This window comes from Limnohabitans sp. WS1 (genome assembly GCF_003063265.1).
Classification (GTDB): domain Bacteria; phylum Pseudomonadota; class Gammaproteobacteria; order Burkholderiales; family Burkholderiaceae_C; genus Limnohabitans_A.
The window spans coordinates 378097-392600 of the sequence record NZ_NERU01000002.1 but is presented as its reverse complement, the minus strand read 5'-3'; the positions used below and the strand labels follow the sequence as shown (position 1 = coordinate 392600).

Annotated in this window: 16 protein-coding genes and 1 pseudogene; 11 read left to right on the top strand and 6 right to left on the bottom strand. The window is 59.5% G+C overall.

Features of this window, described 5'->3' with window-relative positions; translation table 11 throughout:
* Positions 1 to 317 (bottom strand): annotated as a pseudogene (locus B9Z48_RS05575) (IS21 family transposase); the annotation flags it as partial.
* A gap of 114 nt (positions 318 to 431) precedes the next feature.
* Here B9Z48_RS05575 and B9Z48_RS21525 point away from each other — a divergent pair.
* Positions 432 to 581 carry a hypothetical protein gene (locus tag B9Z48_RS21525; protein ID WP_158273215.1) on the top strand — a complete coding sequence of 50 codons (150 nt, stop codon included), beginning with the start codon at positions 432 to 434 and terminating at the stop codon, positions 579 to 581.
* Between the two features lie 154 nt (positions 582 to 735).
* Here B9Z48_RS21525 and B9Z48_RS05565 read toward each other — a convergent pair whose 3' ends face one another.
* From B9Z48_RS05565 to B9Z48_RS05555, 3 genes are all read right to left on the bottom strand, one after another.
* On the bottom strand, positions 736 to 1701 hold the full coding sequence (locus B9Z48_RS05565; RefSeq protein WP_108377422.1) for a tripartite tricarboxylate transporter substrate binding protein: 966 nt from the start codon (positions 1699 to 1701) through the stop codon (positions 736 to 738).
* A 79-nt stretch (positions 1702 to 1780) separates the two neighbouring features.
* Positions 1781 to 2755, bottom strand: coding sequence for a zinc-binding dehydrogenase (locus B9Z48_RS05560; protein ID WP_089953823.1), 975 nt, complete (start codon positions 2753 to 2755; stop codon positions 1781 to 1783).
* A gap of 10 nt (positions 2756 to 2765) precedes the next feature.
* Positions 2766 to 3737, bottom strand: a complete 972-nt coding sequence (locus tag B9Z48_RS05555) for a tripartite tricarboxylate transporter substrate binding protein (protein ID WP_089953825.1) — start codon at positions 3735 to 3737, stop codon at positions 2766 to 2768.
* Between the two features lie 316 nt (positions 3738 to 4053).
* Here B9Z48_RS05555 and B9Z48_RS05550 point away from each other — a divergent pair, with 316 nt between their 5' ends.
* The gene (locus B9Z48_RS05550; protein ID WP_089953827.1) at positions 4054 to 4320 is read left to right on the top strand and encodes a hypothetical protein; all 267 of its coding nucleotides are present in this window, start codon (positions 4054 to 4056) and stop codon (positions 4318 to 4320) included.
* A 1301-nt stretch (positions 4321 to 5621) separates the two neighbouring features.
* On the opposite strand, the gene B9Z48_RS05545 is transcribed toward B9Z48_RS05550, so the two are convergent.
* Positions 5622 to 6677, bottom strand: coding sequence for a phage portal protein (locus tag B9Z48_RS05545; RefSeq protein ID WP_108377421.1), 1056 nt, complete (start codon positions 6675 to 6677; stop codon positions 5622 to 5624).
* Positions 6674 to 8509: a terminase family protein gene (locus tag B9Z48_RS05540; RefSeq protein WP_108377420.1), complete on the bottom strand. Its 1836-nt coding sequence runs from the start codon at positions 8507 to 8509 to the stop codon at positions 6674 to 6676. Before B9Z48_RS05540 ends, B9Z48_RS05545 begins: the two co-directional genes overlap by 4 nt.
* 177 nt (positions 8510 to 8686) lie before the next feature.
* On the opposite strand from B9Z48_RS05540, the gene B9Z48_RS05535 reads away from it, so the two are divergent.
* The 9 genes from B9Z48_RS05535 to B9Z48_RS05495 all read left to right on the top strand — a co-directional run bounded on the left by B9Z48_RS05535 (position 8687) and on the right by B9Z48_RS05495 (position 14487).
* Positions 8687 to 9553 carry a GPO family capsid scaffolding protein gene (locus B9Z48_RS05535; RefSeq protein WP_108377446.1) on the top strand — a complete coding sequence of 289 codons (867 nt, stop codon included), beginning with the start codon at positions 8687 to 8689 and terminating at the stop codon, positions 9551 to 9553.
* A gap of 64 nt (positions 9554 to 9617) precedes the next feature.
* Entirely contained in the window at positions 9618 to 10637 is a 1020-nt protein-coding gene (locus tag B9Z48_RS05530; RefSeq protein WP_108377419.1) for a phage major capsid protein, P2 family, read from the top strand.
* A gap of 19 nt (positions 10638 to 10656) precedes the next feature.
* A complete protein-coding gene (gene gpM / locus B9Z48_RS05525) occupies positions 10657 to 11367 on the top strand; it encodes a phage terminase small subunit (protein WP_108377418.1) in 711 nt (236 codons plus the stop codon).
* Positions 11368 to 11476: 109 nt separating this feature from the next.
* Complete coding sequence (locus B9Z48_RS05520; RefSeq protein ID WP_108377417.1) at positions 11477 to 11959, top strand: head completion/stabilization protein; 483 nt, start codon at positions 11477 to 11479, stop codon at positions 11957 to 11959.
* On the top strand, positions 11956 to 12180 hold the full coding sequence (locus tag B9Z48_RS05515) for a tail protein X (protein ID WP_108377416.1): 225 nt from the start codon (positions 11956 to 11958) through the stop codon (positions 12178 to 12180). Before B9Z48_RS05520 ends, B9Z48_RS05515 begins: the two co-directional genes overlap by 4 nt.
* Before the next feature lie 20 nt (positions 12181 to 12200).
* Positions 12201 to 12518, top strand: a complete 318-nt coding sequence (locus B9Z48_RS05510; RefSeq protein ID WP_108377415.1) for a hypothetical protein — start codon at positions 12201 to 12203, stop codon at positions 12516 to 12518.
* A gap of 5 nt (positions 12519 to 12523) precedes the next feature.
* The gene (locus B9Z48_RS05505; protein ID WP_108377414.1) at positions 12524 to 13282 is read left to right on the top strand and encodes a hypothetical protein; all 759 of its coding nucleotides are present in this window, start codon (positions 12524 to 12526) and stop codon (positions 13280 to 13282) included.
* The gene (locus B9Z48_RS05500; protein WP_108377413.1) at positions 13282 to 13824 is read left to right on the top strand and encodes a lysis system i-spanin subunit Rz; all 543 of its coding nucleotides are present in this window, start codon (positions 13282 to 13284) and stop codon (positions 13822 to 13824) included. Before B9Z48_RS05505 ends, B9Z48_RS05500 begins: the two co-directional genes overlap by 1 nt.
* A 3-nt stretch (positions 13825 to 13827) precedes the next feature.
* Positions 13828 to 14487: a phage tail protein gene (locus B9Z48_RS05495; RefSeq protein WP_108377412.1), complete on the top strand. Its 660-nt coding sequence runs from the start codon at positions 13828 to 13830 to the stop codon at positions 14485 to 14487.
* Positions 14488 to 14504 lie beyond the last annotated feature (17 nt).

Genomic DNA, 14504 nt, shown 5'->3' with positions numbered 1-14504 from the left:
AGCCGTGGGCATCGACCAGGTCTTGGAAGATGGCGGTGGCGTTGCGGCGAAGGCGAAGTTGGGCCTCAATGAAGACGCGGTGGACTTCGCACAGGCTGGAGGAAGTGGAAACGAGAGCCGGTGGCCACCCCGGGGGAGTTTGAAGGATCAAGTAGCCAGCGGGTGTGGTAGCTGCGAATGGTTTTGCGGTCGATGCCGGTGATGCGGGCAATCTCGCGCTGGGGCGTGTTGCGCTGCAGCAGCGTGATCACCGTGGCGCGTTGGTTGGGTTTCAAGACATTCACTCCTTGGCCTTCCTTCGAGGAAGGCCAGAACATGCGTCCTGCCAACAGGTGCCGACGGTGTCGGCGTTGAGACCCTGTCCCCGATCAATTCAGGTGGGGGAGTTTGAGGTGGCCATAAGTGGGGGAATTTGGGTGGCCATCAGGGACATGCTTGACCAGCTGATGCACCACGGCACGATCTTTGAGTTTGAGGCCAATCGCTATTGGCTCATGGATAAGGCGGAGCAACTGGCCATCTGCATTGAAACGCCTGACCTGGCTGCGTTACTTAGAGAAAACAGTTACGCAGCGCTTTAACCGGACAGAGCAGGATTGTTGGCTGCGAATGTCAGGATTGAGAATAGGACTGCAAAACCAAATGTAAAAAACGGGCAAGCGCCCTCCTGCTGCCAGAAGTTGAGTGCAAATCAATAGGCCAGAGAGTCAGGCTTGACTTTGGATTCCACTGTATTCATTCGGCCTTGATGTTGGCTTCCTTGATGACTTTGCCCCACTTGGCGTGGTCACTCTTGACCTTATCGACAGTCTGCGCGGGCGTCAGAAATTCTGCGTCGCAACCCAGCTGCTTGAATTGCTCTTGCAGATTTTTGTCCTCTCCCGCCTTGAGCAGCGCCTGTGACAGTCGCGTCACAACATCCGGTGCCATGCCCGCCGGGCCCATCAGTTCAAACCAACCGGTGGAATCAAAACCTTTGTAGCCGAGCTCGTCCATGGTCGGAACATCCGGGAATGCGCCTGAGCGTTTTGGCGAAGTCACTGCCAAGGCACGCACCTTGCCGGACTTGTATGGCCCCACTGCCGCCGTCAATGAAGAAAAGAGCATGGGCACTTGGTTGCCCATCAGGTCAGTCATAGCCGGTGCTCCACCTTTGTAAGGAATATGCAAAAGGTTAATGCCGGTAAAACTCTTGAGCAGTTCACCGGAAAAGTGATGCGGACCTGCAATGCCTGAGGTGCCGTAGCTCCATTTTTCCGGTTCCTTTTTTGCAGCGGCCACCACGTCGGACACGCTCTTGAACGGCGAAGAGGGATGCACCACCAAGACGCTTCCAGTGCTGCAAACATGGCCGATGTGGGTGAATGAGTTCAGGTGGTGGTACCCCACTTTGGTCAGGTGTGGCGCAGTGGTGAAGGGCCCGCCATCGGCAAAGTAAAGGGTGTAACCATCAGGTGGTGCCTTGCTGATGAACTCTGCGGCCACCCCGCCAGCGGTGCCCGGTTTGGGTTCCACAATGATGGCTTGCCCCAGCAGAGGCTCGAGCACTCTCATGAGAGGACGGGCTGCAGCATCCGCAGCGCCGCCAGCGGTGTAGCCCAGCACGACGCGAATGGGTTTGTTGGGGTAACCCTGGGCTTGAGCTTGTGTGATCCCAACAGTGGCAAGGGTCAGCGCAATGGCGGTTATTTGCTTGATCATCCTGTGCTCCGAGTGGTTTGAGGGATAAAAAATTTAGCCGTTTAATGAACCAATGCACCGAGTCTGCAAGAGCCGCGGATCAGTCGACTCGGACCACCAGCTTGCCAAGATGCTGGTTTCCCTGCATGCACTGCTGCGCAGCCGGCAGGTCATCGAGCGCGAAAACTTGGTCGACCAACGGCGTCACACGGCCATCGGCCAACATGGGCAGCAGGTCGCGCTCCAGGGCTTGAGCCGCAGCAATGCGGTGAGACATATTGCGCATCTTGTTGGATACACCGAACAGCTGCAAGCGCTTGCTGTGCAGCGCCCCGAGGTCGATGCGCGCGTCAACCTGGCCGTCGACATAGCCCACCATGGCCAGCCGTGCTTGGAAGCCCATGGCTTCGATGCATGCGGCAAAGACACTGCCGCCGACGGTGTTTACCACCAGGTCCACGCCCTGGTTTTGGGTGGCTTGCATGACGGCTGGGACGAAGTCGGGCGCTCGGGTGTGCAACGCAACGTCAAGGCCCAGCGCCTTCAGGCGCTCGAGTTTTTCCAGCGACCCAGAGGTGCCGATCACTCGCGCACCCAGAGCCTTGCCCACCTGCAGCGATGCCACACCCACGCCCGACGAGATGCCAGTCACCAGCATCGTTTCGCCTGCAGCCAAGCGGCCATGCGCCATCAAAGCTTCGTACACCGTGAGGAACACCACCGTTGTGGCGGCCGCCTGTTCCCAGGTCAGGCGCACGGGCGCTGAAAACACTTCCTCGGCATTCATGCAACCGTGTTCGGCAAAAGCGCCGTCGCAGCGGCCCATGACCCGATCACCCAGTTTCCAGCGCGTGACACCTGCGCCCAGCGCCGTCACTTCGCCCGCTGCCTCGAAACCCGCAGGCCGTGCCGTAGCCGCCGTGTGCAGGCCGTGGCCCGCGATGAACTCACCACGGTTGAGAGCAGCCGCTCGGATGCGAATGCCCACCTGACCGGGCCCTGGTTGCGGTACAGGTACGTCTCGCATGTCGAGCGACATTTCTACACCGGCTGTGCGGATCCACCAAGATTTCATGTTGTTTCTCCTATTCGCGTGGAATTTTCGCTTCGCGGATGACGCGCGTCCAGCGATCAATGGCTGCGCGCAGTTCAGCTCCGAAGTCGTCGCCGATGCTCGGCTCCACATCAAAACCTGCGCTGCGCAGTTTGTTCAGCAACTCTGGATCTCGCAGCACCTGCGCAGACGCCAGTTGCAGCCGGGTGATGATGGGTCGCGGAACGGCAGAAGCTGCCACCACGCCGTACCAGACTTCGTAGCGTTGCATGTTCAAGCCCGATTCGACCAGTGTCGGCACATCTGGCGCCTGCGGTGAGCGCTTGTCACCGGTGATGGCCAGTCCGCGCAGTCGGCCTGAGTTGAAGTGCGGCACCATCGGTGACAAGGTCGAGATGATGAAGTCCACCTGTCCTCCCACCGCATCCGCCGTTGCTGGCGCGGACCCTTTGTAGGGTATGTTGGTGAATTTCGCACCAGTCTGGATCGCAATCAGCTGCCCAAACAGGTGAGGGCCGGTGCCAACGCCGGGCGAAGCGTAATTGAGGTTTTTGGTCCGACCCATGGCGATCAGCTCTTGGATCGTCTTTACCCCTAGGCTGGGATGTACCGCAATGGCGGCGGCATTGCTGGCCACCTTGGCGATCGGTACGAAGTCTTTGAGTGAGTCGTAGCGGATCTCCTTGAACATCAGCGGGTTGGTGGCCAAGAACTCGTTGGCGAAAAGCAGCGTGTATCCGTCGGCAGGCGCTCGTACCACCAGTTCGGCACCGATGTTGCCGCTGGCTCCTGGCTTGTTGTCGATCAGCACTGGCTGCCCCAGCAGTGCCGACAACTTCTCTGCGTACGTTCGAGCGGCGACGTCTGCACCACCGCCTGGAGGGAATGGGACCACCAGTTTGATCGGCCGATCGGGCCAATTTTGGGCCGATGCACCCATGGCCATGGTGGCAAGGAGAATCATCAGTCCACGGCGGCTGCGGTGGAAAATTGGATACAACATGGTTGATCTCCTGTGAGCGATTCAGCCCATTACCGGAATTTTCTCGTCTACGGTGTAGAAAAAACTTAAGCGATCAAATCCATTATTGCACCGATTTTGAAATCCCAAGAACCATCTTTCAAGTTGCACATCGGGGTTGTGTTGCCCCTAAGGACTCAAAAATAGTAAGCCCGCAGTGCGTTTTCGTCGGGGTTGCAAGGTCTGGTTGCTGGACACCCTACAAAGCAAACGCAGCGCGTCCACCAGCAAGTTTCTACACTATTGCCAAAATTAGTGATTTTTGTTAATTTGTAGTTTTTTTGCTTGCGGGACACCTATGCGAAATTTGATCGGCTTGTTTTCGGTCGCACTCATCACAATGAGTTCATCTGCTTTTGCCGCCACATGTGATGCACAAGCTGCCGAAAAGAAACTGGTGGGTGCTGCCAAAAACAGCTATGTCACCAAATGTGAAAAAGACGCAGCAGCAACTCTCGCCACTGCCACATCCACATGTGAAGCACAAGCCTCTGAGAAAAAGCTGGCGGGTGCTGCCAAGAACAGCTTCACAAAGAAATGCATCAAGGATGCAACGGGTGGTTGATTTTTAAGGGGCAGACGGGCTTCAAAAAAGCCACGAACGCTTTTCTTCTTGGCCTCTCTGGGCCGAGTACTGGACTCGCTCGGATACTCGCATTGTTTTTGAAGCAAGGCACAGCGCTTGCTGATTCAGAGCAGGGGCAATAAGCCATGAAGCATCGACACAATGCGAGCGTCACTGCTCAGACATTGAATGCTGGATGCTTGACTGTTCCGTCATCTATCGAAAAAACCGTGCTCCGAAGTGAACCTGAATGCATCACTCTGGAATAAAAAAAACACCTTGAAAAAAATTTCAAGGTGCTTTTTGATCGGGTGTTTTTGGTGGGCAGTACAAGTTTCGAACTTGTGACCCCTGCAGTGTGAATGCTATAGCACGCCATTGCTGTTGCAGCGCTCAGAGTGACGGCCGCAGGCATGGCCCCCCTGAATCGCCATTGGCGCGCCCTGTTTTACACACGATTACACAGGGCCTGCAACGCAACACAACACAAGTTGCGTTGCGTTGCGTCGCACCCCATACCAACCGCACCAAGCCCCACCCAGCCCCTGCCAGGCCTGCCGTTGCCCCTGCCACGCCCTGCCCGGCCTGGCCAGCCTGCCCACCCCGGCCAAACCCCACGGCGCGCGGTCGAGACCCCGCCCCGCCCCCGGGCTTCGGTGGGGGATTTTGTCGGGGGTGTCGGCATCTGGTGGGCTAGGGGGGGAATTGGGGCTTGGCTGGGCTGGTGTGGGCTGGCTGGGGGGTTGACCAGGTCAGGAGCGATTGAGGGGCAAGCCGGGTTTTGACGGGTTTTGGCATATCGGGTGGACTGCCCCGCGAACCCCTCGTGACGCGGCCGCAAAGCCAAGTGAGAGCGAGCGCCTTGAAAGGTGCGCAGAACACCTCATGAGCAGGTCATGAGGGGCGCGTTTTTGGGTTTTTCAAAATTCCGGTGAGGGTTCGGGGAAAACCCGATATTCCCGATAGATTTTCAGAAATGGCTTGGAACCCGCATGGATAAAGGCTTTGAGCGAATTGAGCAAACCCGATATTTTTCCGATATGAACCCGATAATATCGACCTTTGTTTTTCCGATATAACCAAAAAACCAACCCTATATAAATCAACAACTTAGCGCTGTATCGGGTTTTGTATCGGGTCTTATCGGGGTCACTTCCGATATGAAAAACCTAGCATCCATGCGGGTTAGCGGGCGATTTGTGGGCAAAAACAAAAATATCGGGTTTTCCCCGAACCCTTGCTGGAATTGGCCCCCAAAAACGGCGTTTTGGGGGTGTTTTGGGCCATTTGGGTCACCTCGCTCATTTCATGGGGGTGGCGGGTGTGGGCACGGGGCTGACGTAGGGTGCAAAGCGCAGGACTTCGGTGCCTGCCCATTCGTTGAGCTGCAGCATTTGTTCGATGATGGGCTGGACTTCGAGGGCGTAGAACACATGCGACTGGGCCACGATGTCGCCAAAGCCGCCCGAGTTTTGCGGGACCATGCCCAGCAGCTGGGGCGGCACGCGGTGGGCGGCGAGGATGTCGTCGCGGCTGGTGGATTTGATGGCGTTGAAATCGTCCTTAGCCGCCACTTCGCTGATCGGAATGATCTGGACCCCGTCCTTTTTGCCGTTGGGGGAGTACAAAAACAGGTTTCGAAAATTTCCGGGACCCTTGGCGTTTTTCAGGCTGGCGCGCAGCGCGTCCACGTCGGTCTGTTCGAGCTGGGCGTCGTTGACGTACATGATGTAACCGGCGTGTGAGCCGTTGTCGTAGTACCGGCGGCGAAACATCGTTGCGCTGTTGTTGAGCATGATGCTGGCCATGGCGGCCAGGTATTGGGGCGTGCCGTAAATTTCTTGTTTGATGTCCGGGTCGATCAGGTGGTGCACAGCACCGGGCGTGAATTCGTGCCGGTTCATCCACTGGCGCACCATGTAGTACTGGTCGAGCTTGACGCCACGGCGCATGTACATCGCCAGGGCGTGTTGCAGTTTGAGCAAGCGGCCGGTGCGGCTGTAAAGGCTGTCCAGGTAGGCATTGCCAAAGATCAGGTAATCGAGCGCCCAGCTGCTGAAGGTTTGGCGGCTGAGTTCGGTGGTGGGCTGCTGCAGGCGCCGGATCATGTTCAGCTTGAGGTTGATCGCGCTGGCGTGGTGGGGGCTGGAGATCTGCAGCTTGGCCAAGATGGCGGGCTGGATGGGGTATTCGTAGTAGTCACCCGCGATCCAGCACTCACGGTAGTCGTACCAGGCTGAGCGGTCCATGGGCTCAGCCTCACCAAAGGTGAAGGCCTCGACGTGTTGGGCGGGCGTGCCGGACTGTGCAGGCAGTTCGGTGATCGTGCTCAGTGTGGTGGTGGTGTTTGTGGTCATGTGTACTCAACGATAGAACGGGTTTTGTTGTTGGCGTCCAGTGGCTCATAGGCCAGGGCGTGCATGACGGCCCAAGCCAAGTCGGCGTGGCCTGTGGTTTTGTTTCGGCCAGCCGTGTAGGTCATTTGGCGGCCTGAGTCGGTCAGGGTCTTTTTGATGGACATGAAAGCCCGGGCGATTTCTTTGGCCCCAGCGTCAAACTCCAAGCGGCCTTTTTCGATGACATTCTTGGCCTTGGCGACCAGCATGGTTTTGACATCGATGGCGTATTTGAAGGTGGTCACCCCGGGGAAGAAGTTTTTGACCAACTGGTGCACGGCCTCACCGATGCCGGTGGTGTCGATGCCCACATAAATGACGTTGTATTTGAGCGTGAGGTCTTTGATGAACTGGGCTTGCGCCTCAAAGTCACCATGCAGCTGGTGTTGTTCAAGCACGCGAAACTTGCCACCCTTGGTGTCGGGCGGTGCCACCACGGCGCAGCCTGCAAAGTCTTCGGACTGCGAAGGGTCATAACCGATGAGCACCGGGCGTAGGCCAAAGGGTTTGCGGGCGAAGGGTTTGAAGTCGTCCCACACGACCCAGCTGTCCACCATGCAGCGCTGCATGGCCGACAGGGGGAACACCGCGTGGGTGTCGTCCATGAACTCGCACATGAGCAAGTTGGCGAATTCCTCGGGGTTGTATTCGGTTTTGAGCTCATCGATGTCGAACAAATCGCAGCCACCGGCGAGCGCGTCGTAGATGTTGATGAGGTTGCGCCAGATCTTGTCGCCACCCACCAGGCCCGGGGCCAAGGCGCTGTGGCTCAGGTCCAGTTCGATCTGGTCTTCTTTGGCCCGGCGCTTGTTGTAGCGGGCACCACTCCAAAGGTCATGCGCTTCGTGCTGGATGCTTGAGGGCGTGCTGAAGTAGGTGCGCCGCCATTTTTTGTGCAGCGCCATGCCGGACGCCACTTTGTTCAGCTCTGTGAAGCCGTGCGTCCAAAAGAATTCGTCAAAGTAAAAGTTGCCGTGGTAACCCTGCGCTGTTTTGGCGTTGGTGCCCAAAAAGTACAGGATGGCCCCATTGCCCAGCGTGATGGGGTCACCCGACAACTCGATCTGGCACACCTCACCCGCGAAGGCCTGGATGTACTGTTTGAACACATGCGCCTGCGCCTTGGACGCTGACAAAAAGATTTGATTGCGGCCGGTGGTGATCGCATCCACCATGGCCTCACGCGCAAAGTACCAAGTGGCCCCGATTTGGCGTGACTTGAGAATCATGCGGGTGCGCTGGTTGGCCGCATCGGACCAGACTTTTTGGTAATCGAACAGCGAATCCCTGAAGGCCTGCGTGAGTGCGTCCACATGCTCAGGCGCGAACTCATTGCGCTTGGGCTTTTTCTTCGGCCCTGCGTTGCGTGCGGCGATGTTGGGATTCAAGTCGCCTTCTTTGCCGGTCTCCTGGTACTTTTGCACGCGGGCTGTTTGGGCCACTTGGCGCATGAGGAGATCAATTTCTTTGAAGTCGCCGCCCGTCTTGCCGTCTTTTTGGATGAGCAGCACCAGCCGGGCTTCGAGCGCGCCCTCGACCCGGTCAATGGCTTGGGCGTCGTCCCACTTTTCTGAGGCACGCCAATCGTGCACCGTGGTGCGGGGCACACCCAGCAGCTCAGCGATGTGGGTGATGCGCCAGCCGGACCAATACAAAAACCGCGCCTGGCGTTTGGGCTCTGGCGAGGGCAGGCCTGCAGCTTCGGCCTTGTCTGCAAGCGGCGCAGGCAAAGCCCCGGCCGCTGCGATGGCGGTGGCTGCGTCCGGGTCTGTTTGGGGCTCTGTGTGTGACATGTGGCCTGACTTTGCCCCCCTTGTGACGCGCGCGCGAGGGCTTTTCAGACCCCGTTTGACCTAGTGTTTTTTTATAGGAGGCAAATCGTTTGAAAAGCCCGGCATTGGGCGTGACCATGGCGGGGCCAGTCGCCGAAAGTGACACAGACCCGACCCACCGACCCACAGGACACACACATGGCCAGTAAATTTTTCCGCGTTGCGACCGAAGGCGCGACCACCGACGGACGCACCATTCAGCGAAGCTGGATTGAGCAGTGCGCCAAGAACTTCAACCGCCAAAAGTACGGTGCACGCCTTTGGCTGGAGCACTTCCGGGGCATGCTGCCTGACTCGCCATTCAAGGCCTACGGCGATGTGTTGGCCGTGAAGACCGAAGAGGTGGACGGCAAGCTGACTTTGCTGGCACAGATTGAGCCCCTGCCCGAGCTGATGGCCATGAACAAGGCCAAGCAAAAGATTTACACCAGCTGCGAGATTGACCCCAGCTTTGGTGACACCAAAGAAGCCTACCTGGTGGGCTTGGCCGTGACCGACAGCCCGGCCAGCCTGGGCACCGAAGTGCTGAGTTTTGCCGCGCAAAACCCCGCAGCCAACCCATTCGCCGGGCGCAAGACGAACCCCAACACGCTGTACAGCGCGGGCATGGAAGTGGACAGCGCCTTGATGGCCAACCAAGACGAAGACAAGGGCACCGACACCGACAAAGCCGTGAACAGCGTGCTGGGCAAGTTCACCGCCGCGATGGAGGGCGTGCTGGCCAAGTTCAGCAAAGCCCCTGAGAGCAAGCCTGAAACCAAGCCCGACACGCCTGTGGACCCCACCGAGCTGGTCAAGCAATTCAGCGCCGCCACCGGTGACGCCATGAAAGACCTGGCCACCACTTTGGGCGACCAGCTCAAAGCGCTGCAGACCCAGCACACAGAGTTGGCGACCAAGTTCAACACCTTGCACGCACAGCTGGACAAGACGCCCACCGGCAACTTCAACCGCCCACCAGCCACCGGCGGTGGTGACAACTTCTTCAAAGCCACGGACTGCTGATCGCCCACAAAGCGACCACGCCACGCCCACGCCCGCCCCATCACCCTTTTTTTAGGAAACCCTTATGAACCCCGAACTGCGCCGTGCCATTGAAACGTACATGCAAGACTTGGCCCGCTTGAACGGCGTGACCAACGTGAGTCAGACCTTTGCGGTCTCGCCACCAGTCGAAGCCACGTTGGAAAAGAAGATCCAGGAATCCAGTGAGTTCCTGAGCAAGATCAGCATCATCGGTGTGCGTGACCAAGTCGGTCGCCGCATTTCCATCAGCGTCAAAGGCCCGATTGCCCGCCGCACCGACACAAAGAAAGACGACCGCCAAGCCCGTGACCCACACGACACCACGGACGATGGCTACCAGGCACACAAAACCGAATTCGACACGGCCATCGACTACGACACGCTGGACGCCTGGAGCATGTTCCCGGAATTCCAGACCAACGTGCGCGACATGATCGTGCGCCAGCAAGCGCTGGACCGCATCGTCATTGGCTTTCACGGTAAGAGCGTGGCCGCGAAAAGCGACCCCACAGCCAACCCCATGTTGGAAGACATGAACATCGGCTGGCTGGAACTGCAGCGCCAAAAGGCCCCGCAGCGCGTGCTCAAAACCACGGCCAGCAGCGGTGCCAACGTGGTGAAAGTTGGGCCGAATGGCAAATACAAGAACCTGGACGCCTTGGTGTTTGACGCCCTGAACGCCTTGGACCCCTGGTACCGCCGCCGCACCGACTTGGTGGTCTTGTGCTCACGCAACATGCTGGGCGCGAAGTACTTCCCGGTGATCAACCAGGTGGCCAAGCCGACCGAAAAAGTGGCGACCGAAATCCTCATGAGCGCCCGCCACTTGGGTGGCCTGCCCCCGGTGGACCTGCCCTTCTTCCCTGACAACACGCTGGCCATCACCACGTTTGACAACTTGGCGATCTACTACCAAAAAGGCTCACGCCGCCGCCACTTGGTCGAGAACCCCAAGCGCGACCGCATCGAGAACTACGAGAGCGTGCGCGAGGCTTACGTCTTGCAAGACTACGGCCTGTTGGCCATGGTGGAAAACATTCAGATCGAACCCGAAGCCGCCTAACCCGCGCCAGGACAAGCACATGATGAATTCCCCCTTCATGCAGCACATGGCCCGCGTCAGTGCCGAACGTGAGGCCATCACCAGCGGTGGTGGCCCCATGTCCGGCAGTGCCTACGAAATGGTGCTGGCCCAGCTGTACGAGCACACGCAGACCCTGAAGGCCATCCAGTCGGTCGAGCGCAAAGTCGAAGTCAAGCGCGGCATGTTGGCCGACTACAGCGCCTACTTGGAGGGCGTGCTGGCCGCTGACACCGGTGCCGCCGACCAGGTGGTGACCACGCTCATGGTCTGGCACATCGACGCGGCGAGCTACGACACCGCGCTGCAGCTGGCCGACTACATCGTGCGCCACAAACTCAGCCTGCCCGATCGCTTTGAGCGCAACGTGGCGACCTTGCTGGTCGAAGAATTTGGCGAAGCCGCACTGAAGGGCCGCATGGAGCCCGGTGAAGCCGGTTTGATCTTGGCCAAGGTGGCTGAGATGACCGACCCGCTGGACGCCCACGACCAAGCCCGGGCCAAGCTCTACAAAGCCATGGGCTACGCCCTGGCCGACCGGCTGCAAGACGCTGAGAGTGACTACAAAACCCTGAGCCTGGAACAAGCACAAGGCGCACACGCCCTGCTGACCCGCGCACTTGAACTGCACGCCCAAATTGGCGTGAAAAAAGACCTGGAACGCTTGGAGCGGCGCGTCAAAGAACTGACGCCCCCCGACCCAAGCACCTGACCGAGCGTACCCCGCACCCTGGCGGCTCAGCAGGCAGGGGGCAGGCCCTGCCCTGCAGTGCCCGGCCCCCACGCCTGCTGACCACCGCCAACTATTTTTTGTGAGCCCCATGAACGGATTTACCGCCACCGCCGCCCCGCCCGAGCAGGCCACCGATGCTGTGGTGGGCAACGACTCGTTTTGGCCCGACATCACCGCAACGAAACTGCGCGACGCCTGCCGACTGGACGGCACCGTGAGCACCCAGCGATTGGCGCACGCCCTGATCAACGCCCTGGTGGAAGTGAACCGCCAACTGGAAGACCTGCAAGCCCAAGCGATCGAGGACGGCTTTGAAACCCTGGCCGACCTGCCCGCCAAGCAAGTGGCCGGCGTGAGCGCAAAAGTGCACCACTACACCCGTGCGGTGTATGCGACCGTGCAAGCGGCCTTGACAGAAACGTCACGCGCTGTGGACACCGTGGTCAGCACCGCGCACGAAGGATCGCGCATGCAACTCATGGCCGACGTGGTGGCCGAATACCGCCGCACCGCACACAACGCCCTGAACGACCTGCGCGGCAAAACCCGCGTGACGGTGGACCTGCTGTGAGCAACGCCACCACCACCACCCCCCGCACCGTGATCGCCCGCGACGGCGACACCGTGGACCAGTTGTGCTGGCGACACCTGGGCCAAACCGCCGCCGTGACCGAAGCCACGCTGGCCCTGAACCCCGGCTTGGCCAGCCGCCCACACCTGGTGGCCGGGCAGCGCGTGACGCTGGCCCCTGCTGTGGCCAACACGCAAAAGCTGATCAATATTTTTGACTGACCCACCACCGAAAGCCTGACATGAGCCAATTTTTCACCAGCCGATTTTTTCAATTCCTCATCTTGCCCCTGTTCGTGGTGGCCTGGTTTGTGTGGACCGACCCCAGCAAAGGCGCAGACACACTGTTGCGCATTCAAATTTGGGCGCAAGCGTTCTTGGTCACCGGCTTGGCCTACACCATCGCCAAAAGCCTGCTGGGCAAAGCCAGCAGTGAAGAGCTGTATGACCTGGTGAAACAAGGCAACGCTGCAGCGGGCCAAGCGTATTTGGGCGTGTGCCTGCTGCGCGCGATCGTGCTGGTGGGCTTGCTGATTTTCTTTGCCATGCTGCAGCGCTGATCGCCATGTGGGCCGCATTCAAAGACCTGATCGCCGCCGTGGTGTTTGCTGCCAGCGGCATCGCCCTGGGCTTTGGCCTGGCCATGGTGGCGCTGATCTACTCTCAGCCTGCCAAGGCCTTTGACCTGGCCAAAGACATACCCCCGCAAGCCGCGCCATTTCTACCCTTGGTGGGACAGCAAGCGCGTGAGCTGGTACCGGAAATTCCAGCCCATTACTTTGGGGCGCTCATCGAGCACGAAAGCGGGTGCCCGTCACTCAAGCGCATGTGCTGGTCACCCACGGCGCGCCTGCTGAGCAAGCGAGAAAAAGGCGGTGGGCTTGCACAGCTCACCGTGGCCTACCGTGAAGATGGATCTGTGCGCTTCGACTCACTCATGGAAGCCCGAAAACTGGACCCGCGTGGACTCAACGAGCTGCGCTGGGACACGCTTTTCGAGCGGCCCGATTTGCAGATCCGCGCCATGGTGCTCATGAGTCGCCAAAACTTCAACCGCGTGGCCAAACTGGTGGCCGACCCCCACATGCGCTTGATGTTCACTGACCTGAGCTACAACGCCGGTTTTGGCCGTGTGCTGAACGACCGCCGCGCCTGTGGCCTGCAGTCTGGATGCGACCCTAACAAATGGCACGACCACGTCGAAAAGACTTGCACCGCATCCAAAAAACCCCTCTACGGCACCCGCTCAGCCTGCGACATCTCACGCCACCACGTCCATGACGTGGTCGATGTGCGCATGCCCAAATACAAGGGGCGCGTGTGATGCAAGCACTTTTCAAGATGGTGTTTGACCTGGTGCCCTGGTGGCTGTGGCCGCTGGCCCTGTTTGTGGCTTTGGCCGTTGGGCTTGCGGTGCACGAAATGGGCCGTGCCGACTTGGCCGCTGCACAAATGGCACTGTCTGACCTGCAGCGCGAAACCGCCCAAGCGGCCACCCGTGCCAGCGAAGCGGCGCGTGAAAAAGAAACCCTGCTACTGGCCACCACCCAGGCCATCAGCGACAAACTCAACCAGGAGCAAACCCATGCGCAAAACCTGCAAAACCGCCTTGTGGCTGACCTTCGCAGCGGCGCTCAGCGCCTGTCAATCCCCGCCCACTGCCCACAGCCCGGCGGTGCGCCAGGTGCAAATGCCACCCCTGCCGACAGCACTGCAGACACACCGCGAGCCGATCTTGACCCAGCGACTGCTGAAACTCTTGTCGGCATCGCCGCCGACGGTGACGCCGCCATCGTCGAGCGCAACGCCTGCATTGCCGCTTACAACGCTGCCCGCCAAACGCTGAACGGCACCCCCGGGCCTTGAACCATGTACAAGCCCCAAAGCCTGCGCAACCACATCATTCGGCAAGTGCCCGCCCTGGCGCGTGACCCGGACAAGCTCAGCTTGTTCATCAAAGACGGCAGGCTGGCCAGCACCGGCACACAGAGCCTCAGCTTTGAGTACGCCTACACGCTGGAGATCACCGTGCTCGACTACGCCGGGCACCCCGACACCGTGTTTGTGCCCGTGCTGCAGTGGCTCAAAGTGCACCAACGCGAACTGTTTGACAACCCCGACACACAAAGCCGCGCCGTGAAATTTGAGGCCGAATACCTCAACCACGCCGCCATCGACTTGTTGATTCACATCGACTTGACCGAGCGTGTGATTGCCCGCAAGCCCGCCACACCTGGTGGCCCTATGCAGCTGCACCACGCCCCCGAGCCCATGCGCGTGGGCAGCACCCCCAGCGATGCGGGGTGGACGGGTGGCACCAGCAATGGTGGTGGCACGGGTGGTGGCACCAGCACCGGCACTGGCACGGGTGGCGGCACCAGCACTGGCACAGGTGGTGGCACAGGTGGTGGCACAGCTGGTGGCACGGGTGGCAACACAAGCACCAGCACCGACCCCGTACAGCACTGGGAGCTGTGGGTGTTGGGCCAAAAGCTGGGCGAGTGGGACTACCGGCCCGATGTGATTTAAACCTTTTTTGAAAGCAG

Excerpts from the sequence above, each read along its gene's own strand:
- B9Z48_RS05510 (WP_108377415.1), top strand. The coding sequence starts at position 12,201 with ATGAGCCAATTTTTCACCAGCCGATTTTTTCAATTCCTCATCTTGCCC.
- B9Z48_RS05530 (WP_108377419.1), top strand. The coding sequence starts at position 9,618 with ATGAACCCCGAACTGCGCCGTGCCATTGAAACGTACATGCAAGACTTG.
- B9Z48_RS05535 (WP_108377446.1), top strand. The coding sequence starts at position 8,687 with ATGGCCAGTAAATTTTTCCGCGTTGCGACCGAAGGCGCGACCACCGAC.
- B9Z48_RS05560 (WP_089953823.1), bottom strand. The coding sequence starts at position 2,755 with ATGAAATCTTGGTGGATCCGCACAGCCGGTGTAGAAATGTCGCTCGAC.
- B9Z48_RS21525 (WP_158273215.1), top strand. The coding sequence starts at position 432 with ATGCTTGACCAGCTGATGCACCACGGCACGATCTTTGAGTTTGAGGCC.
- B9Z48_RS05540 (WP_108377420.1), bottom strand. The coding sequence starts at position 8,509 with ATGTCACACACAGAGCCCCAAACAGACCCGGACGCAGCCACCGCCATC.
- B9Z48_RS05550 (WP_089953827.1), top strand. The coding sequence starts at position 4,054 with ATGCGAAATTTGATCGGCTTGTTTTCGGTCGCACTCATCACAATGAGT.
- B9Z48_RS05520 (WP_108377417.1), top strand. The coding sequence starts at position 11,477 with ATGAACGGATTTACCGCCACCGCCGCCCCGCCCGAGCAGGCCACCGAT.
- B9Z48_RS05505 (WP_108377414.1), top strand. The coding sequence starts at position 12,524 with ATGTGGGCCGCATTCAAAGACCTGATCGCCGCCGTGGTGTTTGCTGCC.
- B9Z48_RS05555 (WP_089953825.1), bottom strand. The coding sequence starts at position 3,737 with ATGTTGTATCCAATTTTCCACCGCAGCCGCCGTGGACTGATGATTCTC.
- B9Z48_RS05565 (WP_108377422.1), bottom strand. The coding sequence starts at position 1,701 with ATGATCAAGCAAATAACCGCCATTGCGCTGACCCTTGCCACTGTTGGG.
- B9Z48_RS05545 (WP_108377421.1), bottom strand. The coding sequence starts at position 6,677 with ATGACCACAAACACCACCACCACACTGAGCACGATCACCGAACTGCCT.
- B9Z48_RS05500 (WP_108377413.1), top strand. The coding sequence starts at position 13,282 with ATGCAAGCACTTTTCAAGATGGTGTTTGACCTGGTGCCCTGGTGGCTG.
- gpM (WP_108377418.1), top strand. The coding sequence starts at position 10,657 with ATGATGAATTCCCCCTTCATGCAGCACATGGCCCGCGTCAGTGCCGAA.
- B9Z48_RS05495 (WP_108377412.1), top strand. The coding sequence starts at position 13,828 with ATGTACAAGCCCCAAAGCCTGCGCAACCACATCATTCGGCAAGTGCCC.